At 60.9% G+C, this 21,381-nt stretch carries 22 protein-coding genes; 14 read left to right on the forward strand and 8 right to left on the reverse strand.

What is annotated here, in order from left to right; all coding sequences use genetic code 11:
- Window positions 1-381 precede the first annotated feature (381 nt).
- The 10 genes from ACQ4WL_RS19910 to ACQ4WL_RS19955 all read left to right on the forward strand — a co-directional run bounded on the left by ACQ4WL_RS19910 (window position 382) and on the right by ACQ4WL_RS19955 (window position 10,159).
- Entirely contained in the window at window positions 382-1,902 is a 1,521-nt protein-coding gene (locus tag ACQ4WL_RS19910) for a B12-binding domain-containing radical SAM protein (RefSeq protein ID WP_436511296.1), read from the forward strand.
- 57 nt (window positions 1,903-1,959) lie between these two features.
- Window positions 1,960-3,093, forward strand: coding sequence for an MlaE family ABC transporter permease (locus ACQ4WL_RS19915; RefSeq protein WP_436511297.1), 1,134 nt, complete (start codon window positions 1,960-1,962; stop codon window positions 3,091-3,093).
- Entirely contained in the window at window positions 3,093-3,995 is a 903-nt protein-coding gene (locus ACQ4WL_RS19920) for an ABC transporter ATP-binding protein (protein WP_436511298.1), read from the forward strand. Before ACQ4WL_RS19915 ends, ACQ4WL_RS19920 begins: the two co-directional genes overlap by 1 nt.
- Window positions 3,995-4,954: an MlaD family protein gene (locus ACQ4WL_RS19925; protein WP_436511299.1), complete on the forward strand. Its 960-nt coding sequence runs from the start codon at window positions 3,995-3,997 to the stop codon at window positions 4,952-4,954. The genes ACQ4WL_RS19920 and ACQ4WL_RS19925 overlap by 1 nt, the downstream gene beginning before the upstream one ends.
- A gap of 12 nt (window positions 4,955-4,966) precedes the next feature.
- Window positions 4,967-5,581, forward strand: a complete 615-nt coding sequence (locus ACQ4WL_RS19930; RefSeq protein ID WP_436511300.1) for an ABC-type transport auxiliary lipoprotein family protein — start codon at window positions 4,967-4,969, stop codon at window positions 5,579-5,581.
- Between the two features lie 10 nt (window positions 5,582-5,591).
- Window positions 5,592-6,779, forward strand: coding sequence for a VanZ family protein (locus tag ACQ4WL_RS19935; RefSeq protein ID WP_436511301.1), 1,188 nt, complete (start codon window positions 5,592-5,594; stop codon window positions 6,777-6,779).
- A 40-nt stretch (window positions 6,780-6,819) separates the two neighbouring features.
- Entirely contained in the window at window positions 6,820-7,137 is a 318-nt protein-coding gene (locus ACQ4WL_RS19940) for a (2Fe-2S) ferredoxin domain-containing protein (protein WP_034781335.1), read from the forward strand.
- A gap of 35 nt (window positions 7,138-7,172) precedes the next feature.
- The gene (locus tag ACQ4WL_RS19945) at window positions 7,173-7,826 is read left to right on the forward strand and encodes an alpha/beta hydrolase (protein ID WP_436511302.1); all 654 of its coding nucleotides are present in this window, start codon (window positions 7,173-7,175) and stop codon (window positions 7,824-7,826) included.
- Window positions 7,827-7,939: 113 nt separating this feature from the next.
- A complete protein-coding gene (locus tag ACQ4WL_RS19950) occupies window positions 7,940-9,085 on the forward strand; it encodes a D-alanyl-D-alanine carboxypeptidase family protein (protein WP_436511303.1) in 1,146 nt (381 codons plus the stop codon).
- A 147-nt stretch (window positions 9,086-9,232) separates the two neighbouring features.
- The gene (locus tag ACQ4WL_RS19955; protein WP_436511304.1) at window positions 9,233-10,159 is read left to right on the forward strand and encodes an aldo/keto reductase; all 927 of its coding nucleotides are present in this window, start codon (window positions 9,233-9,235) and stop codon (window positions 10,157-10,159) included.
- A gap of 3 nt (window positions 10,160-10,162) precedes the next feature.
- On the opposite strand, the gene pssA is transcribed toward ACQ4WL_RS19955, so the two are convergent.
- Complete coding sequence (pssA, locus tag ACQ4WL_RS19960) at window positions 10,163-10,933, reverse strand: CDP-diacylglycerol--serine O-phosphatidyltransferase (RefSeq protein ID WP_046683308.1); 771 nt, start codon at window positions 10,931-10,933, stop codon at window positions 10,163-10,165.
- Between the two features lie 238 nt (window positions 10,934-11,171).
- Here pssA and ACQ4WL_RS19965 point away from each other — a divergent pair, with 238 nt between their 5' ends.
- Complete coding sequence (locus ACQ4WL_RS19965; protein WP_436511305.1) at window positions 11,172-12,125, forward strand: CAP domain-containing protein; 954 nt, start codon at window positions 11,172-11,174, stop codon at window positions 12,123-12,125.
- A 95-nt stretch (window positions 12,126-12,220) separates the two neighbouring features.
- Window positions 12,221-12,856: an Hpt domain-containing protein gene (locus ACQ4WL_RS19970; RefSeq protein WP_436511306.1), complete on the forward strand. Its 636-nt coding sequence runs from the start codon at window positions 12,221-12,223 to the stop codon at window positions 12,854-12,856.
- A gap of 9 nt (window positions 12,857-12,865) precedes the next feature.
- Here the strand turns inward: ACQ4WL_RS19970 and ACQ4WL_RS19975 are convergent, their stop codons facing one another.
- Window positions 12,866-13,066, reverse strand: coding sequence for a hypothetical protein (locus tag ACQ4WL_RS19975; protein WP_436511307.1), 201 nt, complete (start codon window positions 13,064-13,066; stop codon window positions 12,866-12,868).
- A gap of 179 nt (window positions 13,067-13,245) precedes the next feature.
- On the opposite strand from ACQ4WL_RS19975, the gene ACQ4WL_RS19980 reads away from it, so the two are divergent.
- Complete coding sequence (locus ACQ4WL_RS19980) at window positions 13,246-14,943, forward strand: M1 family metallopeptidase (protein ID WP_436511308.1); 1,698 nt, start codon at window positions 13,246-13,248, stop codon at window positions 14,941-14,943.
- A 23-nt stretch (window positions 14,944-14,966) separates the two neighbouring features.
- On the opposite strand, the gene ACQ4WL_RS19985 is transcribed toward ACQ4WL_RS19980, so the two are convergent.
- The 6 genes from ACQ4WL_RS19985 to rpmH are packed head-to-tail and all read right to left on the reverse strand — an operon-like array spanning window position 14,967 to window position 19,317.
- Window positions 14,967-15,266 (reverse strand): hypothetical protein, encoded by a 300-nt coding sequence (locus ACQ4WL_RS19985; protein ID WP_436511309.1) that lies wholly within the window; start codon window positions 15,264-15,266, stop codon window positions 14,967-14,969.
- Window positions 15,267-15,276: 10 nt separating this feature from the next.
- A complete protein-coding gene (mnmE, locus tag ACQ4WL_RS19990; protein WP_436511310.1) occupies window positions 15,277-16,656 on the reverse strand; it encodes a tRNA uridine-5-carboxymethylaminomethyl(34) synthesis GTPase MnmE in 1,380 nt (459 codons plus the stop codon).
- 60 nt (window positions 16,657-16,716) lie between these two features.
- Window positions 16,717-18,453 (reverse strand): membrane protein insertase YidC, encoded by a 1,737-nt coding sequence (gene yidC, locus ACQ4WL_RS19995; protein ID WP_436511311.1) that lies wholly within the window; start codon window positions 18,451-18,453, stop codon window positions 16,717-16,719.
- Between the two features lie 11 nt (window positions 18,454-18,464).
- Window positions 18,465-18,725 (reverse strand): membrane protein insertion efficiency factor YidD, encoded by a 261-nt coding sequence (gene yidD, locus ACQ4WL_RS20000; RefSeq protein ID WP_102123285.1) that lies wholly within the window; start codon window positions 18,723-18,725, stop codon window positions 18,465-18,467.
- Window positions 18,722-19,159 carry a ribonuclease P protein component gene (gene rnpA / locus ACQ4WL_RS20005; protein WP_071653349.1) on the reverse strand — a complete coding sequence of 146 codons (438 nt, stop codon included), beginning with the start codon at window positions 19,157-19,159 and terminating at the stop codon, window positions 18,722-18,724. The genes yidD and rnpA overlap by 4 nt, the downstream gene beginning before the upstream one ends.
- 23 nt (window positions 19,160-19,182) lie before the next feature.
- On the reverse strand, window positions 19,183-19,317 hold the full coding sequence (gene rpmH / locus ACQ4WL_RS20010; protein WP_010401996.1) for a 50S ribosomal protein L34: 135 nt from the start codon (window positions 19,315-19,317) through the stop codon (window positions 19,183-19,185).
- 636 nt (window positions 19,318-19,953) lie between these two features.
- On the opposite strand from rpmH, the gene dnaA reads away from it, so the two are divergent.
- The gene (gene dnaA / locus ACQ4WL_RS20015) at window positions 19,954-21,348 is read left to right on the forward strand and encodes a chromosomal replication initiator protein DnaA (RefSeq protein WP_034781304.1); all 1,395 of its coding nucleotides are present in this window, start codon (window positions 19,954-19,956) and stop codon (window positions 21,346-21,348) included.
- The last annotated feature ends 33 nt before the right edge of the window (window positions 21,349-21,381 follow it).

A 21,381-nucleotide genomic window follows, 5' to 3' on the forward strand; every position in this document is an offset into this window, starting at 1 on the left:
ATTATTTCTTGTGAACATTTGATATTTTAAGTTAGACGCCCATCCGAAGATTGACGCTGCACTTACATCAAATGCCCACACTTATCGACTGTTAATTGTTAAAGAACGGTATTCGGTGCTGCTTATTTACTACTCTCGCGCTATCGACAAAGCGTTGTGTTTGTCAGCTGCGAAGAAGGAAGAGTATGAAGCATTTCGCTACGTCCGTCAACTCCTTCTTTTTTACTACATCACCGTTTCCGGTGATCCTCAACTGCCGCAGTGACTGCGTCTCATTGGGGAGGCGAACTATAGCCAACTCCAAGCCAGGAAGCAAGCTTTATCCGGAGAAATCATCGTGTGCAGCGTAAAATGGCTGCTTTCCCTCGATCCGCACCTGTCATGACCATCCTGCTCTCCACCCTGAACGCCCGCTACACCCACGCTTCGCTGGGATTGCGCTATTTGCTGGCCAATATGGGCCCGCTGCAGGCGCAGACACGGCTGCAGGAATTCGTCATCGGTACCAAGACAACAGAACTGGTCGAGCGCATCCTGACGAACAAACCGCGCATCATCGGTTTTGGCGTGTATATATGGAACGTCGAGGAAACCACGAAACTGGTGGCCATGCTCAAGCGCGTGGCGCCCGACGTCATCATCGTGCTGGGCGGGCCGGAAGTGTCGCATGAGGCGGGCGAGCAAGAGATCGTCAAGCTGGCCGATTACCTGATCACGGGCTGGGGCGACGTCACCTTCCCTAAACTGTGCGGCGAGATCCTCAACGGGCCGAAGCCGCTGATGAAGATCCACGCGGGCGTGCAAGCCCCGCTGGCGGAACTGCAACTGCCCTACTCCTTGTATACAGACGACGATATCCGCCACCGCACGATTTACGTGGAAGCGTCGCGCGGCTGCCCGTTCAAGTGCGAATTCTGCCTGTCGGCGCTGGACAAGACGGCCTGGCCCTTCGCCCTGGACAACTTCCTGGCCGAGATGGAATCCTTGCATGCGCGCGGCGCGCGCCTGTTCAAGTTCGTCGACCGCACCTTCAATCTGAACATCAAGACCAGCTTGAAGATCATGCAGTTCTTTCTGGACAAGATCGAAGCCAACCCGGACGACCCGATCTATGCCCACTTCGAACTGGTGCCCGACCACTTGCCTGACGCCTTGAAAGAAGGCATCAGCAAATTCCCGCCCGGCGCGCTGCAGTTCGAGATCGGCATCCAGAGTTTCAATCCGGACGTGCAATCGCTGGTCAGCCGCAAGCAGGACAATCAAAAGGCGGCCGACAATATCCGCTGGCTGTGCGAGGAATCGAACGCCCACCTGCACGTGGACTTGATCGCCGGCTTGCCGGGCGAGGATGAAGCGAGCTTTGCGGCCGGCTTCAACAAGCTGGTGGCATTGAAACCGCATGAAATCCAGTTCGGTATATTAAAGCGGCTGCGTGGCACGCCCATCATCCGCCATACGGAAAATTATGGCATGGTGTTCGACCCGCACCCGCCCTACACCATCCTGGCCAACAAGCAGCTCGATTTCATGAGCATGCAGCGCCTCGTGCGCTTCGCCCGCTACTGGGACCTGGTGGCCAACTCGGGCCGCTTTGCCAATACGGTGCAATGGATGCTCGGTGATGCGCCGTTTGAAAACTTCATGGACTTTTCGAACTGGCTGTACGCCCATACGGACGCCACCCACCGCATCGCCATGGAACGCCTGGCCAAGCTGGTGGCGCAATGGCTGCAGACGCGCGGCATGAGTGCGCTCGAAGCCAATGCCCTCGTGGCCAGCGACTACGCGGGCGGCGCGCAGGCGGCCGCGCACGCCAAGCCAAGCGAAGTGAGTACTAGCAACGCCAAGGTGCGCCCGGACGTGGCCCTGCCGCAGCGGCAGGCGCGCCACCTGGCGTCCTGAGTGGCCGGCGATTGAACAGCGGTGGCGGTCTGCGCCATTCTCCCTTAAACTGGCACGATGCCGACTGTACAATCGCCGAAACTGACCCTCTCCCAGACCAGCTCCCAACAGGGAGCCCTTGTCACTGCCAGCGGCACCTGGCAGGTGCACGCTCTCGCGCATGACAATGCCATCAAGGCCATCGACGCCCAGCTCAAGCCCTTGCAGGGCGACAAGAAGGTGCAGTGGGACCTGTCGGCCATCGACAGCATGGACCATATCGGCGCCCAGCTGTTCTGGAATGCCTGGGGCAAGCAGCGCCCGGCGCAGCTGACCCTGGCGCCATCGCAGGAAGAGTTTTTCCGGCGCATCGAAGAAACGGGCCCTTTGGCAACGCCACCTTCGCGCGCCAACCGCCTCACGCCCGTAATGAAACTGGGCATGGCCATTTTGCTGTTTTTCGAACATTTGAAGGGGTTTATTGCCCTCGTGGGCCAGGTGACGCAGGATATCGGCCGCTTTGCGCGCCATCCCATGCGCGGACCCTGGCGTGAAATTTCCGCCAATATTTTCCATGCGGGCTTTCAGGCGCTGGGCATCACGGCCCTGGTCGGCTTTCTGATCGGTGTAGTGCTGTCCTACCTGTCGGCACAGCAACTGCGCGCCTTTGGCGGTGACATTTATCTGGTCAACCTGCTGGGCATGAGCGTCATCCGCGAACTGGGGCCTTTATTGGCGGCCATCCTCGTGGCTGGCCGCTCGGGCTCGTCCATCACGGCACAGCTGGGCGTCATGCGCGTCACGGAAGAGCTCGATGCCATGCTGGTGATGGGCATTTCGCACGGCTTCCGCCTGATCATGCCGAAAGTGCTGGCTCTGGCCATTTCCATGCCCCTGCTCGTCATCTGGACGGATACGGCCGCGCTGATCGGCGGCATGGTGGCGGCCAAGGTGGAATTGAACTTATCGGCGCGCTACTTCATCCAGAAGCTGCCGGACGCCGTGCCGCTGGCCAACTACATGATCGGCCTGGGGAAGGGCGTCGTCTTCGGCATGCTGATCGCCCTCGTCTCGTGCCACTTCGGCCTGCGCATCAAGGCCAATACGGAAAGCCTGGGGCACGGCACCACCACTGCCGTCGTCACGGCCATCACCGTGGTGATCCTGGCTGACGCCGTGTTTGCCATCGTCTTCAATGGAGTGGGCTACTGATGGACGACACCAATATCGCCTGCAAGGAGAGCGGGGGCAAGGAAGGCCAGTTCAACCTGCATGGCAGCGCGCCCGTGGTGGAAATCACCAATCTGTGGACCAAGTTCGGCCGCACCGTCGTGCACCAGGACTTGAACCTGGAAATCGAACGGGGCGAAATTCTCTCCATCGTGGGCGGTTCCGGCACCGGCAAAACGGTGCTGCTGCGCCAGATGCTGGGCCTGGAACATCCGGCGCGCGGCTGCGTCAAAGTCTTTGGCGAAGATATCAACCAGGCAAGTTCGGACCAGTTACAACAGTTGCGCAACCACTGGGGCATGCTGTTCCAGCAAGGCGCGCTGTATTCGGCCCTGACCGTGTTCGACAATGTGGCCCAGCCGATGCGCGAATTGCGCGTGCTGCCCGAAGCGCTGATACACGACGCGGTACTATTAAAGATGAATATGGTGGGCCTGGGCCCGGAACATGCGCTGAAAATGCCATCGGACTTGTCGGGCGGCATGATCAAGCGCGTGGCCCTGGCGCGTGCCCTGGCGCTGGAACCGAAGCTGCTGTTCCTCGACGAACCGACGGCGGGCCTGGACCCGGACCTGTCGGAAAGCTTTGTTTCTTTGATCCAGTCGCTGCACCGCGAACTGGGCTTGACGGTGGTGATGGTCACGCATGACCTCGACACTTTGTTCGCCCTGTCCACGCGCATCGCCGTGCTGGCGGAAAAACACGTGATCGCCATCGGCCCCACGCGCGAGGTGATCGAAGTCGACCACCCGTTCATCAAGCAATTTTTCCTCGGTGACCGCGGCAAGCGCGCGCTGGCCGTCCTCGATGAAAAACAGGCGGCGGCGGGCAAGTCGGCGCAGCCAGGCGACGACGCCGGCACAGACAAGAAAGCGGAGAAGTAATGGAAAACAGATCACATGCCCTGATGACGGGATTTTTTACACTCACCTTACTGGTGGCCGCTATTCTGTTCGGCGTCTGGTTCAACCGCGACCGCGTGGAGCGCGTCCCGTATTTGCTGGCCACCACCCTGTCCGTGCCGGGCCTGAACCCGCAGGCCACCGTGCGCTACCGGGGCCTGGAGGTGGGCAAGGTTGACACCATCGATTTCGACACGCAAAAGGCGGGGCAAATCCTCGTGCACATCAGCGTCGCGCCCGATACCCCCGTCACCGACACCACCTTTGCCACCCTCGGCTACCAGGGCGTGACGGGCATCGCCTACATCCAGCTCGACGACGAGCAGGTGGGTTCCAAATTATTGGGAACCAGCAAGGACAAGCCTTCGCTGATTCCCCTGCGCGCAGGCTTGCTCGACCAACTGGAAAAGCGCGGCAAGCGCATCCTCGACCAGGCCGAGCAGATCACCAACAAGGTCAACAACCTGCTCAGCCCCGACAACCAGGCCGCCATGCTGGGCGCCTTCAATGAAGTGGGCAAGGCGGCCAAGGCCTTTGGCGCCATTCCGCAGCAACTGGAGCCGACCTTGACGCAATTGCCGCAACTGACGGAACAAACGCGCCAAACCTTGACGGCCGTCAGCACGGCCAGCAAGAACGTGTCGGACCTGACGGCAACGTGGAAAAAGCTGGGCAACGACATCCAGGCGCCCGGCGGTGTGCTCGACAAGGTCAATGGCACGGTCGACCGGGTCGGCAATTCGGTGGAAACGGTGGCCAATGGAGTGTCGCTGGAAGTGCTGCCGCAGGTCATCGAGCTGAGCGGCGAGGCGCGTTCCTCGATGCGCGCCCTGAAAACCACCATGAGCACGCTCAATGAACAGCCGCAGAGCATCTTGTTCGGCGCCCCAGACATCCCGCCCGGTCCGGGCGAGCCCGGTTTTTCGGCACCGGGCAAATAAGGAGAACACCGCATGCCTATTCCACGCAATCTCAGCGCACTCATCCTGGCCGCCGCATTCCTGCTGGGCGGTTGCGCCAGCCGCGGCCCCGTCCCAACATTTTATGATTTCGGGCCGGTGGCGCCGATGGCGACCGTGCCGGCAAGCTCGCCGCCCTTGCCAGTGCTGGTGATCGCCGACGCCAACGGCCCCTCCTGGCTGGACAGTCAGCGCATGTATTACCGCTTGCTGTACGCCGATGCACAGCAATCGCGGCCGTACGCCTACAACCGCTGGAATACGCCGCCGCTGCAACTGTTGAGCCAGCGCCTGAAAACCCGCGTGGCGCAAAGCGGCGTGAAAGTGCTGTCGACCACGGACGCGGCCGCCGGCATGCCCCTGCTACGCATCGACGTCGATGATTTTTCGCAAAACTTCGATACGCAAACGCACAGCAGCGGCCACGTCTCACTGCGCGCCTCGCTGTTCCGCGGCCACCGCCTGATCGACCAGAAAACCTTCAGCCGCAGCGGACCGGCCGGCAGCGCCGACGCGCAAGGCGGCGCGCAGGCGCTGGCGGCGGCATCGGATGCCATCGCCACCGACCTGCTGGTCTGGCTGGGCACGCTGACCATCCCGAAAGAATGACCGTCACAGAATGACCGCCTCCGCAGCCCCTGCCAGCCCGCCAGCGCCACTGCCGCCCGTACGCTCGTCGCCCGTGTCGCGCGCGACCCTGCTCGCCTACGTCTTCCTGATCGTGTACGCCAGCTGGTTCCCGTTCACGGGCTGGCACAGCAATGGCTTGTCACCGCTCACTTTCCTGGAAAACACGCGCATGCCCCGCTACTGGACGGGATTTGACGTGGGCATCAACGTCGTCGGCTATATCCCGCTGGGCGCATTGATCGTGTATTCGCTGTTTCCACGCATCACGGGTTTCTTTGCCGTCATTGTCGCCAGCCTGTGCGGCATGTTGATTTCCGGCAGCATGGAAGCCGTGCAAACCTATCTGCCCAGCCGCGTATCGTCGAATCTGGATTTTTATACGAATGCGGCCGGCTGCTTTATCGGTTCCATCATCGGTGCCTTGACGGCACGCAAGCTGCTCGACCATAGCAATCTGTACCGTTTGCGCCAGCGCTGGTTTGCCCAGCACGCCAGCCAGGGCCTGGTGCTGGTGGCCTTGTGGCCGCTGGCGCAAATCTATCCGCAAGGCTATCTGTTCGGCCTGGGCCAGCTGCTGCCCATCCTCTCGGACTGGCTGTCGCAGCTAACAGGCATGGAGATCGACCTGGCCACGTATCTGCGTCCCGATGTGGTATTGACGGTCGAGCAATATTGGCTATCAGAAACCATCATCACGGCTTGCGGCATGACGGGCGCCGTGCTTACCTTGCTGTGCCTGCTGCGCCGCGCTGCACCGCGCACCGTGCTCATGCTGGCCCTGATCGCCGCCGCACTGATCGTGCGTTCGATGGCCAGCGCGCTGCTGTTTTCGCCCGAAAACGCCTTCGTCTGGATCACGCCCGGCGCCCAGGGCGGCTTTTTGATCGGCCTGATCATGCTGGGCGGCCTGGCCTTCGCCCCGCACGTGGCGCAGCGCCGCATCGCGACCGCCACCTTGCTGCTGAGCCTAGTGATGGTGAATACGACGCCGATCAACCCGTACTTCATGTCCACCTTGCAAGGCTGGGTACAAGGCAAGTTCCTCAACTTCAATGGCGCGGCGCAATTCCTGGCCCTGCTGTGGCCCTTCATGGCCCTGTGGTTCCTGTGCCTGCCCTCGCACCGCCTGAACCGGCAGGAGGAAGTGCAGCGCCAGCGTCGCGAAGAGCACCCATAAGCGCTATCATGGCGCATTGATGAATCAGCAGGAGCATAGTATGAGCGACGCACCGTATTTTGAACGCCACGTTTTTTTCTGCATGAATAAACGTGAAGACGGCCGCAACAGCTGCGGCGACCATGGCGCGGAAGCGGCGCAAAAACATTGCAAGCGCCGCATCAAGGAACTCGACATGAATGGCGCGGGCAAGATCCGCATCAACCAGGCCGGCTGCATGGACCGCTGCGAGGAAGGCCCGCTGCTGGTCATCTACCCGGAAGCGACCTGGTACACCTATGTCGACACCAGCGATATCGACGAGATCATCGATACGCACTTGGTGGGCGGCAAAATCGTCGAACGCCTCAAGATTTAATGCCAATTTAAGAGATAGCCACCAGTATGAGCGTCATGAACAGAAACTCGGAAAAATTTACCCTCGCCGGCCATGCAGGCAGCATGGAAGGCTTGCTCGATTTCCCGGCAGACACCCCGCGCGGCATCGCCCTCGTTGCCCATCCACACCCGCTGTACGGCGGCACGATGGATAACAAGGTCACGCAAACCCTGGCGCGCGCCTTTGTCGCCCTCGGTTACGTGGTAGCGCGCATCAACTTTCGCGGCGTGGGCGCTTCCGAAGGCGTGCATGACCATGGCGCGGGTGAAACGGACGACATGCAATTGCTGTATGAACACATGCGCAGCCTGTACCCGGGCTTGCCCGTGGCCTTGTCCGGTTTCTCGTTCGGCACCTTTGTGCAATCGAAACTGCAGGAACGCCTGGCCGCCGCCGGCACGCCCGTCGAGCGCCTGGCGCTGATCGGCAGCGCGGCCGGCAAGTGGGCCATGGCCGATATTCCCGCCGACACCATCTTGATCCACGGCGAACTGGACGACACGATTCCCCTGTCCGCCATCTTCGACTGGGCCCGTCCACAAGACATTCCCGTGATCGTGATCCCCGGCGCAGACCACTTTTTCCACCGCAAGCTCAATCACATCAAGAACCTCGTGATTGCCCTTTGGCATGGTGACAAACCCGCCATCGCAGCAGATGATCATTGAAGTGTGGGCTTACTAGCGCCTCCACGGCTATAATTGATCCGTTTTTTCCACGCGGCCATGTCAGCAGCAACAACATGGCCCTCAGCCTTCATCTTTTTCGCAGACCAGCCTCCATGAAAAAACTTTTAGCGGCACTGGCCTCCAGTGTATTTTTCTTTTCCGCCGCCTACGCCCAAAGCGTTCCAGCCCCGACCATCGCGGCCAAGTCCTGGCTATTGCTTGACGCCACCAGTGGCCAGATCATTGCTTCGCAAGATCCGGACGCCCGCATCGAGCCGGCATCGTTGACCAAGATCATGACGGCATACCTGACGTTTGCCGCCATCCGCGAAAAGAAACTGGCGCTGGATCAAAAAGTGAACGTATCCGTGCGCGCATGGAAAGTCGATTCGAGCAGCTCGAAGATGTTCATCGACCCGGCCACCCCCGTGTCGATCGACGACTTGCTGCACGGCCTGATGATTCAATCGGGTAACGACGCCGCCGTGGCGCTGGCTGAAGCCGTTGCCGGCGATGAGGGTACTTTCGTCGTGCTGATGAACCGCGAAGCCCAGCGCATGGGCTTGAAAAACACGCGTTTTGGCAATCCGCATGGCTTGCCTAGCCCCGATAACTATTCCACCGCACAAGATTTGTCCGTGCTGGCCAAGCGGGTGATCGCCGACTATCCGGAATTCTACAAAATCGATTCCGTGAAAAGCTTTACCTACAACAAGATCACCCAGCCTAACCGCAACCGCCTGCTGTGGCTGGACCCGACCGTCGATGGCATGAAGACGGGCCACACGGAAGCGGCCGGCTATTGCATGATCGCATCGGCACGCCGTCCAGGCGGCACCGGCGAGCGCCGCCTGATTTCCGTGGTGCTGGGCACCACCTCGGACCAGGCCCGTACGCAGGAAAGCCAAAAGCTGCTGAACTGGGGCTTCCAGAACTTCGATACGGTCAAGCTGTACTCAAAAGGCCAGGCCGTGGCCACGCCGGAAGTGTGGAAAGGCTCGAAAGGCACCGTGAAGATCGGTTTCGCCCGCGATGTGCTCGTCACCGTCCCTAAAGGCATGGCTGCCAAGATGAAACCGGTGCTGGAACGCAAGGACCCGCTGGTCGCGCCACTGGCTGAAAACGCGCCTGTCGGCAAACTGAAAATGATGGTTGACGACAAGGTTCTGCTGGAACTGCCTGTCGTGGCATTGGAAACCATCAACCAGGCCACGATCTTCGGCCGCGCGTGGGATTCGATGCGCCTGTGGATGAAGTAATTATTTCTTGTATCCCATAAACAATGCCCGCAGATGCTGCGGGCATTTTTTTCGTCTGTCTCGCCGCCGCTTTCTCCACAGCATGCTGTAGCGTAGCTGGCTATAATCGTAGGGTATCCCTTCACGCCACCATCAGAAAGCCAGCCCATGAGCCATGTATTTCCCGCCAGCCTGCAAGCACCGCGCAGCCGTTTGAGTGCCAACGGCCCCGAACTGTCGCGCATCGTCGCCGGCATGTGGCGCATCGGCGAGTGGAATATGTCGGCGCAGCAACGCCTGGCCTTCATCGAGCAATGCCTGGCGCTCGGCGTATCGAGTTTCGACCACGCCGATATCTATGGCGATTACAGCGCCGAAGGCTTGTTTGGCGAAGCGCTGGCCCTGCAGCCGGGCTTGCGCGACAAGATGGAGCTGGTCAGCAAATGCGGCATCAAGCTGCTCTCGCCGCACCGTCCCGGACACGCCATCCAGCATTACGATACGAGCGCGGCGCACATCACCAGTTCCGTGGAACATACCTTGCGCCAGTTGCACACGGACCGCCTGGACTTGCTGCTGATCCACCGTCCCGATCCGCTGATGGATTTCGACGAGATCGCCGGCGCGTTTACCCAGCTGCAACAAGCGGGCAAGGTGCTGCACTTTGGCGTATCGAATTTCAGCCGCCACCAGTTCGAGTGCCTGCACCGGCGTTTCCCGTTGACAACAAACCAGGTGGAATGCTCGCCGCTGCACGTGGCGCCCCTGTTCGACGAAACCTTCGACGGCTTGCAGGATGTGGGGGTGGCGCCGATGATCTGGTCGCCGCTGGCCGGCGGCAGGCTGTTCCAGGGTGGCGATGCGAATGTGGAGAACTTGCGCAATGTCATCAAGCAGATCGCCGACCAGCTGCAGCGCCCGTTTGCCAGCGTGGTGTTTGCGTGGATCATGCAATTGCCGTGCCGCCCCCTGCCACTGACGGGCACGGGCCGCATCGAGGCCGTCGGCGTGGCCGTGGAAGGCACGCAATTTTCGCTCAGCCGCAGCGACTGGTTCGCCATCCTGCGCGCCGCGCGCGGGCACGAGGTGGCATAGAATTCAATCGATCTCGTCGGGGTCGTTAAACACTTGAGGTAGCGCAATACCGCGCCAACCCAGGTACCACGCCAGGTTCAGCGCCAGGGTGGCGGCGATGTAGACGGCGAAGAACAGCGCGAAGAAGCTGGTCTTCAGCCACACCAGCAGGGCGATGGCCACGATCAGCACCAGCAGCGCGGCCAGGCTTTTCTTTTGCTTGGAGCTGGGGAAACGCAAGGTCGACACCATCAGGCTGCCCACGCCGACGAGCAGCAGCATCAGCAGATAGCTGTGCAGCATGGAATCGATGGGCGCCGGCCAGGCCACCACCACGGCCGCCACGCAAGCGGCGCCGGCCGTGATCGGCATGCCGACGAAATACAGGGGGTCGGTACGCCCGACATTCACATTGAAGCGCGCCAGGCGCATGGCGCCGCACGCGACGAAGAAGAAGCTGGCCATGCCGCCAAAGCGCAGCAGCAGCGGATCGTGCACGCCCATCTGCACAAAGCCGTAGCAGTACAACAAAACGGCCGGGGCACAGCCGAAATTCATCACGTCGGCAATGGAATCGAGCTGCACGCCGAACTGCGAACTGGTGTTCGTCAGCCGGGCCACATAGCCGTCGAGCGCATCAAACACCCCGGCGAGCACCAGCAGCGCCGCAGCCAGGCGATAGGCATCCGCGTCGCCCACCGCGGCGTTGTCGACGGAAATGACGATGCTGGCAAAGCCGCAGGCTATTGACAGCAAAGTCACCATGCTGGGCAAGGCGTACTTGGCGCGCTGCAGGCGCGACTTGGGCAATGTGTTCAAATTATGGGCAATCAAAGTAGCGGTAATGAGGCAAAGCAGCGGCAAACGCTGCACTATGCTCATTCTACCCTGCGCAGCTGCGGCGCCGTCCGCGCACGAGCGCGCGACATATCTTTTCATGGATGCTCTACGACAGATCAAAATGCCTTAGAATCGTCTCACAGGGCAGCACACCGGCCCCCACCTCTGTCTGCCTACCGATACAGGAGTCAACTTGATTGTCTCGTCACTGCGTTGGAAACACTGGATACCCGCTCTGCTGAGTGCAGCCTTGTTGAGCGCCTGTGGCGGAGGCGGCAGCGACAGCAGCAATGCTGCGCAAAGCACCTCGACCCCGGCCGGGCAGCTGGTACAGGAACCGGGCGCTCCCGTCCTCAGCAACAATATTGCCACCGATGGCTTCAACTGGTTCAACTACCGGCGCAGCCAGATCGGCCTGTCGCCACTGGTGCGCAATGGCTTGATCGACAGCGCCGCCCTGGGCCATTCCAACTATCTCAATCTCAACAGTACGGTGGCGCACGAACAAGTACTGGGCAAGCCCGGCTTTACCGGCGTCAAACTGGGCGAGCGCCTGGCCAAGGCCGGCTACATCGTCACGTCGCTGCAGGGCGAAGTCATCGCCGGCGCGAGCAACACGTCCGGCTTTTACCTGGCCGAAGAGCTGGTCACGGCCATTTATCACCGCTTCGTCATTTTCGAACCGCTCTTCAAGGAAGGTGGAGCGGGTGCGGCCGTCAGTGGCGCCGGCTACGCCTATTTCACCACCGACATGGCCGGCAACCGCAACTATGGCCCCGGGCTGGCGGCGGGACAGATCGTCGCCTATCCCTTTGGCGGGCAGCAAAAGGTGGCCGTCAGTTTTTCCAGCGATAACGAAGCGCCCGATCCCGTGCCGAACCAGGACGTGGTCGGCTACCCGATCAGCGTGCATGCCAACTACGGCACGAGCGTCAGCGTGACGGCGTTCAGCGTGCGCCAGCGCGGTGCCGGCACGGACCTGACGGTGCGCCTGCTGACGAGCGGCAACGATGTGCATACGCCGGTCTCGGCCGCATCCATCATTCCACTGGTGCCCTTGAGCGCGAACACCACCTATGACGTGAGTTTCATCGGCAAAGTCAATGGCGCGGACATCACGTATAACTGGTCATTCACGACGCGCTAAGCTCGGCAAGCGGGCGCGGTGTTGAGCACGACAGGATGTAAAATAGTACTTCCTGCTTTACTGACAGTGACAAGTTTTGGGGCTCTCTGCACAGCATGCTGAAACCACACGCCACTTGCGATGATGATGCCGCCGTCGCGGCATCCGACATGGTCCGTATTCTCGACGTCGAGAACGGACTGGGCCGCATCATGGGCGACCGCATCCTGTACCTGAAAATCCTGCGCCGCTTCCTGCATGACCACGGCACCACGCCGTGCCAGATCCGCGCCGAATTCGACACCGGCAACTATGCCTGCGCGCGCCTGAAGGCGCATACCCTGAAAGGCGCCGCCGGCATGATCGGTGCGCACCACGTGCATGGCCTGGCGGCAACCTTGGAGTCGGCACTGCGTGCGCAAGCGCCCGACCTGGCCCGGCAAATGCTGCAGCTGGAACTGGCACAGGATCAATTGCTCGGTGCGGTCAGCAGCATGCTGGGCACGCCCGAAGCGACCCATACGGCGGCGCAGGACGTGGCGCCCGATCCTGCCGCTCCCGCCATCCAGCTGTTGCTGGCGCGCCTGGCCAGCCATCTGCGCGAAGGCGATGGCGCGGCCATCGACATCCTGGAAAACTCGGCCAGCCTGCTGGCCGCCAGCCTGGGCGTGCACGTCTACCAGGAAGTGGCGGCCGCTGCGCATGAGTTCGACTTTGACGGCGCACTCGCGGCGCTGCTGCGGCGCCGCTAATTACCGAACTCAAGGGTGGTATTGCGCCTCTTCCGCGTAAGCCATGCCGCAACTCTTGCCGCAAAAACGGCGCACGGCGTCGAGCGGCTTGTCGCAATACCAGCAGGCGCCTTTTGGCGGCAAGCTGGCGATCAATTCCGGCATGGCGGGCAATGGCCGCGCCAGTACCCCATGTTCGCCCTGCACGATGTCCGGCTGTTTGCTGTCCATGGCGCTTCCTTTCCTAGCGGCACTTCAAGGCCGCTCAGCAAGATTACGTCAGCGCAGTTTGCAGCCCATGACATTTCTCAACGGCGGCCACGCTTGGCCCATCGTCACCTTGAAATTTCCAAACGACAACGTTGCCACTTAACACTACAATCAGTGTTCCGTTCACTTGTGCGTTCGCCATGAAACCTATCCCTCTATTGCTCTCCTGCTTGCTGCTCAGCGCCTGCGCCACGCGCGCGCCCACCGCCTACACCCTCAATTCGGGTGCCGAACGCACGCCGGAACAACTGGCAGTGGTATTCGAACACGCCGACCTGACCCTGCGCATCGAGCCGGCCAGCCGCAGCATCGCCGGCGATGCGCGCCTGACCTTCCTGGCGACCCAGCCGATCTCGCGCTTCGCGCTGGACCTGGACCGCAACCTGCCGGTCGATGCCATCGAAGTCGACGGCAAGGCGCTGCGGCCACAAGACTATTCCAACCCGGACGGACGCCTGAGCATGACCTTGCCGGCCACCCTCGCGGCAGGTGCGCGCACCACCATCCGCATCGTCTACCACGGCGTGCCGCACGTCGCCGTGAAAGCGCCGTGGGATGGCGGCATGGTGTGGTCGAGCACGGCAGAGGGCGCGCCATGGATCGCCAGCGCAGTGCAAGGCGAAGGCTGCGACCTGTTCTGGCCCTGCATCGACCACCCGATGGGCAAGGCCCAGCTGATCGACCAGCACATTCAGGTGCCGGCGCCGCTGGTGGCGGCCGGCAACGGCATCGCGCTGGGCATGGATGAGGCCGATGGCTGGCGCACCTGGCACTGGCGCGCCAAGCATCCGAGCACCTATGGCATCGCGCTGAACGTGGCGCCCTACCGCAGCCTGCAGGGCGAGTATGCGAGCCGCTACGGCAACCGCATCCCCCTGCAGTTCTGGTATCTGCCGGAAAGCGAGGCCAAGGCGGGCGCCCTGTTCGCGCAATTGCCGCCCATGCTCGATTTTTTTGAAAGCATCATCGGCCCCTACCCGTTTGGCGACGAAAAAGTCGGCATCGCCGAAACCCCGCACAAGGGCATGGAACACCAGACCATCAATGCCTATGGCAACAAGTTCGCCAAAACCAGCTACGGCTACGATGAACTGCTGCAGCATGAATTTGCCCATGAATGGTTCGGCAACCAGCTGACCAACAGCAACTGGGACGATATGTGGCTGCACGAAGGCTTCGGCACGTATATGCAACCGCTGTACATGCAATACCTGCGGGGCGATCAGGAATACTTTGCCTCGCTGCAGCAAATGCGCGCCGGCATCGTCAACAAGGCGCCCATGGTCTCGGGCAAGCCGAAAAGCGAGGAAGAGGTCTACGACCTCAAAAAGGGCGGGCCGGGCGGCGACATTTATGTGAAAGGGGCGCTGGTGCTGCACACCTTGCGCGGCCTGATCGGCGACGACGCGTTCTTCCGCGCCGTGCGCCTGCTCGTGTATGGCACGGAACATCCGCAACCGGGCCACTTCCAGCCGCGCTATGGCAGCACCAAGGAATTCATGGCCATCGTCAACAAAGTCACGGGTGGTAATTACGACTGGTTCTTCCAGGCCTATCTGTACCAGGCCGCGCTGCCAGAGCTGTCCGCCGTGCGTGACGGCGACACCTTGCGTCTGCTATGGAAGACGCCAGCCGACATCGCCTTCCCGATGCCGGTGGAAGTGCGTATCGGCAAGGAAATCCATACCATTTCCATGTCGCTGGGCTTTGGCGAACTGCCCCTGCCGGCTGGCGCCACTTACACGCTCGACCCGCACTCGCGCGTGCTGCGCCGCGCCGAGCATATCGAGACGTTCCAGCAATTCAGGGAAGAACAGGCGAAGCGCAAGAAGAGCTGAGCTGCTGCAAGCCAGGGCAGCCGCTATTTCCGGAAACTGCGCACCGCGTCATTGGCATTCTCGGCAATGACTTTTTGCCACTTCGGCTGTCGCGCATACTTGGCGGACAGCCGCTTCCACTGGCGTTGCGCCTGGCCGCACGATTGCTCGATGGCTTGCGTGATCTCGCGCTGGCGCGCCTTGTCGTGCTCATCCCACTCGCCGGCAAAGTGCTCGCACATTTGCGCCTGCTCAATGAACTGCGCCACGTCGCGCGGCAACGTTTCCTCCGCCGTCGCCAGCAAGGGCAGGCAACCAAACACGAAAGCGAGCACAAGCTTCATCGAACCCTCCTTACTTGCCGATGCAGAAACGGCTGAAGATCACGCCCAGCAAATCGTCAGGCGAAAACTCGCCCGTAATGCTCGACAGCTGCACCTGTGCCAGGCGCAGCTCTTCAGCGAACAGGTCCAGCGACTGGTCATCCTGCGCCGCGTGCGCGGCCGCGATGTTCAAATGCTTGCCGGCCGACTTGAGCGCGATCAAATGGCGTTCGCGCGCCAGGTACAGCGATTCGCCCGTCTGCTGCCAGCCGGCGATGCGCAAGAGCTCGGCACGCAGCAAATCGATGCCGATGTGCTCGTGCGCCGACAGATACACGTGCGTGGCGTCCGGCAAGCTGTCAACGCCGGGTTTGTGGCCCGACAGGTCGATCTTGTTCCACACGCGCACCACCGGCACGCCTTCGGGGAAGGCGGCGACGATGGTTTCATCGGCCAGGGTGGGGCCATGGTCGGCGTCGAGCAGATGCAGGATCACGTCCGCCTTGCCGATTTCACCCCAGGTGCGTTCGATGCCGATGCGCTCGACGGCGTCGATGGTGTCGCCAGCGCTGCGGATGCCGGCCGTGTCGATGATGTTGAGCGGAATGCCCTCGATCTGGATGGTTTCGCTGACCTTGTCGCGCGTGGTGCCGGCGATCGGCGTGACGATCGCCACGTCGGCGCCCGCCAGCGCGTTCAGCAAGGATGACTTGCCCACGTTGGGCTGGCCCGCCAGCACGACATTGAGGCCTTCGCGCAGCAACGCGCCTTGCGCCGCCTGCGCAAACACTTTATTCAAGGCTTCGATGACGGCTTTCAACTGGCCGCGCGCATTCGATTTTTCCAGGAAATCGATTTCTTCTTCCGGGAAATCCAGCGTCGCCTCGACCAGCATGCGCAAGCCCGTCACCTGCTCCACCAGCGCATGGATGGTGTTCGAGAACGCGCCGGACAGCGATTGCGAGGCGGACTTGGCCGCCGCTTCCGTGGAAGCGTCGATCAGGTCGGCCACGGCTTCGGCTTGCGCCAGATCAAGCTTGTCATTCAAGAACGCGCGGCGCGTGAATTCGCCCGGTTCGGCCAGGCGCAAGCCGCTGTCACGGCCCGCTTCCAGCACGCGCGCCAGCAGCAGCTGCAACACGATCGGGCCGCCATGGCCTTGTAATTCCAGCACGTCTTCGCCCGTGTACGAATGCGGGCCCTTGAAATGGATGGCGATGCCCTGGTCGATGATGGCACCGTCACTTTCCGTGAAGGGCAGATAGGTGGCGTGGCGCGGTTTCAGTTGCTGCGCGCCGAACAGAGCCGTCATCAAAGGGGCGAGGTTTTTGCCGGAGGCGCGTACCACGCCGATGCCGCCGCGTCCGGGTGCGGTGGCGATGGCGGCGATAGGGGAAGAGTCGAGTTTCATGGGGATATTGTAGATTAAAAAAAAGCCCGCGCAGGCGGGCTTTCTGGTCGCTGGCCGGAGTTACTTGACGGCTGGCGCGTATTTCTTGGTAATCACCCATTGCTGGCCGATCGACAGGACGTTGTTGACGACCCAGTAGAGTACCAAGCCCGACGGGAAGAAGAAGAACATCACCGAGAATGCCAGTGGCATGAACAGCATCATCTTCGCTTGCATCGGATCGGCCGGGGCCGGGTTCAGCTTGGTCGTGATGTACATCGAGATCGCGTACAGCACTGGCAGGATGCACCATGGGTCATGCTGGGCCAGGTCGGTGATCCAGCCGATCCATGGCGCACCGCGGATTTCCACGGAGGCGTTCAGCACCCAGTACAGGGCGATAAAGACGGGCATCTGGATCAGGATCGGCAGGCAGCCGCCCAGCGGATTGATCTTTTCCGTCTTGTACAGCTCCATCGTGGCCTGATTCATCTTTTGCGGATCGCCTTTGAAACGTTCGCGGATGGCTTGCATCTTCGGCGTGACCAGTTTCATCTTGGCCATGCTGCGGTAGCCGGCGGCCGACAGCGGGAAGAACGCCAGCTTGATCAGGATCGTGAAGGCGATGATGGTCCAGCCCCAGTTGCCCAGCACGCTGTGGATCTGTTCCATGACCCAGAACATGGGCTTGGCGATGATGGTCAGCCAGCCGTAATCCTTGACCAGTTCCAGGCCAGGCGAGACATTTTCCAGCAGGTGCGCGATTTGTGGACCCGAGTACAGTTTGCTGTCCATGCTGGCCGTGGCGCCTGGCGCCAGGGTAGGCAATGGCAGCACGTTGCCGATGGCGTACAGGTTGGGGCCGACCTTCTTGGTGAAGATGTCGCGCTTGGCATTTTCAGGCGGAACAAAGGCGGAAACAAAGAAATGTTGCGAAATCGCAAACCAGCCGCCATTCGCCGTGGCCGGGTGCAAGCCCTTCATGGCGTTGTCGTTGCCCTTCTTCTCGTCTTCCAAGGCCGCTTTTTCGATTTTCTCGAACGTCAGCTTCTGGTATTTGTCTTGCGGCGTGTACAGGGTCGGACCCGTGAAGCTGCTGTTGAAGAACGAGTCGCCAACCGGCTTGTTGCCGTCATGCGTCAATTGCAGATACAGCTGCGGCGTGACAGGCGCTGCGCCCACGTTGGCCACATCGTGGCGCACGTCGATGACGTAGTCGCCGCGCTTGAAGGTAAACGTCTTGGTCAGCTTGACGCCACCTTCGACCGCTTCCATCACCAGTTGAATCTGCTTGCCATCGGCCAGGGTACGCACGCCAGGCTGCACGGTGAAACCGCTCGCGTGGGTAGGGAAAGGACCGCCGACCAGGCCCGATTGCGCCAGGTAAGTATGGTTCGCGCCTTCGTCGAACAGCACTTCATTTTGCTTGCCGTCGTCAGGCTGGCATACCTTGAACAGGCCGAAGCAGCCGCCAAACCAGCCCGGATTGCCCGCGCCCTTGAATTTCAGCAATTCCAGACGCTTGACCTGGCCGCCCAGGGTGTCGATATCGACCTTGATGACGTCGGTGGTGATGGTAATCACTTCGCGCTTGAACGCGGCGGGATCGACAGCCCCACCCGGCAGGGCAGGCACGCCTGCCGCAGCCGAGGCAGCCAGGGCATCCGTCTTGGCAGGGGTCGCAGGCGCCTTGGCGGTTTGTTCCGTGTTCGCGGAGAACATCGACGGCTTGCCGTTCGAGATCATCCATTCGTTCCAGAGAATTACCAGCGAGACGGAAAACACGATCCACAGGATGGTACGTTTATTGATATCCATTAGGGTATTTGTCAGGAGTGGTTGCAACCGCAAGCGGTCGTTGAAGATTGTTTAGCATCGGCCGGCGGCACCGGGTCGACACCCCCTTCATTCCAGGGGTGGCAACGGCACACGCGTTTGGCAGCCAGCAGGCTGCCCTTGGCGGCGCCGTGCACGCGCAACGCTTCCATCGCGTAATGCGAACAGCTCGGATAGAAACGGCAATTCTGTCCCAGCATGGGGCTGATCAGCAACTGATAAGCGCGCAGCAGGAACAGCAGCAGGGTTTTCATGGCGCGGACGGTGGTGGCGCAGCAACAGAACGGGCCTGGGCGGCGATTTGCGCCGCGAACAGGCGGCTCAATTCTTCACGCAGCTCGGCTTTGAGCCGGGTCGTGGTGGCCGGGCCATCCTTGCTGTTGACGGCACGCGACAAACGCACCACACAGTCGACCGGCGGCATCGCGCTGTTGCGAAACAGCTCGCGCGTGACGCGCTTGATCGTGTTGCGGGTCGCCGCGCGCGGCGCGAAACGCTTCGCCACAACGACGCCCAGCCGCGCATGCGGCAATTGATTGTGTCGGGTGTACAGCACAAAATGCGCTGTTTTTTGCGAAGGGCGCAAACGAAAAACGGATGAAAATTCATCCGTTTTAACGATACGCCGAACGCGCGCGAAGTCGTGTGAACCTTCGCGTTGATTGCCGACTGGAGTACAGCTAGCCACGCGATCAGCTGTCAACGACAAGCCTAGACGGCCAGACGTTTGCGGCCCTTTGCGCGACGTGCGTTGAGCACATCACGGCCACCACGGGTAGCCATACGAGCGCGGAAGCCGTGCGTACGCTTGCGGCGAACGACGGAAGGTTGGTAAGTACGTTTCATGTTGGTCTCGCTAAAAACAAAAAAAATGCAAAATCGGGTCTGACGTCCCGTCAGTTTTTGGTGCCAATGACAATCGCGCACTTATGCCAAGGCACAAGCTGGCCAATCTCATCGCCCGCTTGAACGCGCACCAAATCTACTACGCGGAGCGATTTGCGGCCTCCGGTGCTCACTGTGCCTTCGCACAGTTGCGCGCCTCAGCCACAACTCATCACCGCTCGCTACGATTTGGTACTGCGTCGTTAATCCACGCTTAGTCCATATTGTCGTTCCAAATGAATAAACACGGAATACGGGCGGGGAACCCTGAATTATTCAGCATATGCCCCCCTCTTGTCAAGGATTGCCGTGATCGCCCGGAAATTTTCGTGTCGCCCCCCATTCGCCGGCAAGCCCCCGCCACAGGCCGCGCCAGCCCTGCCTGAGCCGGGATAACCGGGGGATAAGTCGACTCTTATGCACACGGCGCCCCGCCCTGACACAGAAAAATAACAGCCGTGCCTGTGGATAACTTTGGCAGTCGGGAGTAGAATAGCGCGTTACGTGTGGCGAGCCCTCGCGCGACGCCGGCCTTGCAACACGGTGAACGCAGGGCAGAATCGATACGCCCTCCCACACCTTTTCACATAGACATACATGGATAATTTCTGGCAGGCCTGTTCCGCGCAGTTGGAACTGGAGCTGACACCGCAACAATTCAGTGCGTGGATCAAACCGCTTATCCCTCTCGATTACGAAGAGGGCAAGCTGCGCATTGCTGCGCCCAATCGCTTCAAGCTCGATTGGGTCAAGACCCAGTTCGCCAGCCGCATCACTGCGCTGGCCATTCAGTACTTCGAAGCGCCCACGGAAGTGCAGTTCGTGCTCGACCCGCGCCTGGCCCTGCCGAAGAAGCCCGTCACCGCCAGTACCCCGGCCAGCGATCCGAATGGCGGCGCGCCCAGCGCGCGCGCCGCGGAGCCGCAACCGAGCGTGCCTGAGCTGAGCATCGGCGCGGCGCCGCGCCGCGAGCAGAGCCGCATCAACACCGACCTGACCTTCGACAGTTTCGTGACGGGTAAGGCCAACCAGTTGGCGCGCGCCGCCGCTATTCAGGTAGCGAACAATCCGGGCGTGTCCTATAACCCGCTGTTCTTCTACGGCGGCGTCGGCCTGGGTAAAACCCACTTGATCCACGCCATCGGCAACCAGGTGATGGCCGACAATCCGGGCGCGAAGATCCGCTACATCCACGCAGAACAGTACGTTCGCGACGTAGTGACCGCTTACCAGCGCAAGGGTTTCGACGATTTCAAGCACTACTATCACTCGCTCGACATGCTGCTGATCGATGATATCCAGTTCTTTGGCGGCAAGAGCCGCACGCAAGAAGAGTTTTTCTATGCGTTCGAGGCATTGATTGCTGCGAAGAAACAAATCATCATCACCTCGGATACCTATCCGAAGGAAATCACGGGCATGGACGACCGCCTGATTTCACGCTTCGACTCGGGCCTGACGGTGGCCATCGAACCGCCGGAACTGGAAATGCGCGTGGCCATTCTGTTGAAAAAAGCCAAGCAGGAAGGCGTGACCTTCTCGGACGACGTGGCCTTCTTTGTCGCCAAGCACTTGCGCTCGAACGTGCGCGAGCTCGAAGGCGCGCTGCGCAAAATTCTGGCGTACTCGCGTTTCCATGGCAAGGACATCACGATTGATATCGTCAAGGAAGCCCTGAAGGACTTGCTGTCGGTGCAGAACCGCCAGATTTCCGTGGAAAACATCCAGAAAACGGTGGCCGACTTCTTCAATATCAAGGTTGCCGACATGTATTCGAAGCGCCGCCCCGCGAATATCGCCCGGCCACGCCAGATCGCCATGTACCTGGCCAAGGAATTGACACAGAAGAGCCTGCCGGAAATCGGCGAGCTGTTCGGCGGCCGCGACCACACCACGGTGCTGCATGCCGTGCGCAAGATCGCGCTGGACCGCACCAAGAACCCGGAATGCAACCACGAATTGCATGTACTGGAGCAAACGTTGAAGGGCTAACAACACCTGACAAAACCTGCTGCGCGACGCGCT

The sequence above is a fragment of the Janthinobacterium kochi genome, assembly GCF_051380715.1.
Classification (GTDB): domain Bacteria; phylum Pseudomonadota; class Gammaproteobacteria; order Burkholderiales; family Burkholderiaceae_D; genus Janthinobacterium.

Bases quoted from the DNA above. Each gene is read 5' to 3' on its own strand.
- ACQ4WL_RS19910 (WP_436511296.1), top strand. From the start codon at position 382: ATGACCATCCTGCTCTCCACCCTGAACGCCCGCTACACCCACGCTTCG.
- ACQ4WL_RS19915 (WP_436511297.1), top strand. From the start codon at position 1,960: ATGCCGACTGTACAATCGCCGAAACTGACCCTCTCCCAGACCAGCTCC.
- ACQ4WL_RS19920 (WP_436511298.1), top strand. From the start codon at position 3,093: ATGGACGACACCAATATCGCCTGCAAGGAGAGCGGGGGCAAGGAAGGC.
- ACQ4WL_RS19925 (WP_436511299.1), top strand. From the start codon at position 3,995: ATGGAAAACAGATCACATGCCCTGATGACGGGATTTTTTACACTCACC.
- ACQ4WL_RS19930 (WP_436511300.1), top strand. From the start codon at position 4,967: ATGCCTATTCCACGCAATCTCAGCGCACTCATCCTGGCCGCCGCATTC.
- ACQ4WL_RS19935 (WP_436511301.1), top strand. From the start codon at position 5,592: ATGACCGCCTCCGCAGCCCCTGCCAGCCCGCCAGCGCCACTGCCGCCC.
- ACQ4WL_RS19940 (WP_034781335.1), top strand. From the start codon at position 6,820: ATGAGCGACGCACCGTATTTTGAACGCCACGTTTTTTTCTGCATGAAT.
- ACQ4WL_RS19945 (WP_436511302.1), top strand. From the start codon at position 7,173: ATGAACAGAAACTCGGAAAAATTTACCCTCGCCGGCCATGCAGGCAGC.
- ACQ4WL_RS19950 (WP_436511303.1), top strand. From the start codon at position 7,940: ATGAAAAAACTTTTAGCGGCACTGGCCTCCAGTGTATTTTTCTTTTCC.
- ACQ4WL_RS19955 (WP_436511304.1), top strand. From the start codon at position 9,233: ATGAGCCATGTATTTCCCGCCAGCCTGCAAGCACCGCGCAGCCGTTTG.
- ACQ4WL_RS19970 (WP_436511306.1), top strand. From the start codon at position 12,221: ATGCTGAAACCACACGCCACTTGCGATGATGATGCCGCCGTCGCGGCA.
- ACQ4WL_RS19975 (WP_436511307.1), bottom strand. From the start codon at position 13,066: ATGGACAGCAAACAGCCGGACATCGTGCAGGGCGAACATGGGGTACTG.
- ACQ4WL_RS19980 (WP_436511308.1), top strand. From the start codon at position 13,246: ATGAAACCTATCCCTCTATTGCTCTCCTGCTTGCTGCTCAGCGCCTGC.
- ACQ4WL_RS19985 (WP_436511309.1), bottom strand. From the start codon at position 15,266: ATGAAGCTTGTGCTCGCTTTCGTGTTTGGTTGCCTGCCCTTGCTGGCG.
- mnmE (WP_436511310.1), bottom strand. From the start codon at position 16,656: ATGAAACTCGACTCTTCCCCTATCGCCGCCATCGCCACCGCACCCGGA.
- yidC (WP_436511311.1), bottom strand. From the start codon at position 18,453: ATGGATATCAATAAACGTACCATCCTGTGGATCGTGTTTTCCGTCTCG.
- yidD (WP_102123285.1), bottom strand. From the start codon at position 18,725: ATGAAAACCCTGCTGCTGTTCCTGCTGCGCGCTTATCAGTTGCTGATC.
- rpmH (WP_010401996.1), bottom strand. From the start codon at position 19,317: ATGAAACGTACTTACCAACCTTCCGTCGTTCGCCGCAAGCGTACGCAC.
- dnaA (WP_034781304.1), top strand. From the start codon at position 19,954: ATGGATAATTTCTGGCAGGCCTGTTCCGCGCAGTTGGAACTGGAGCTG.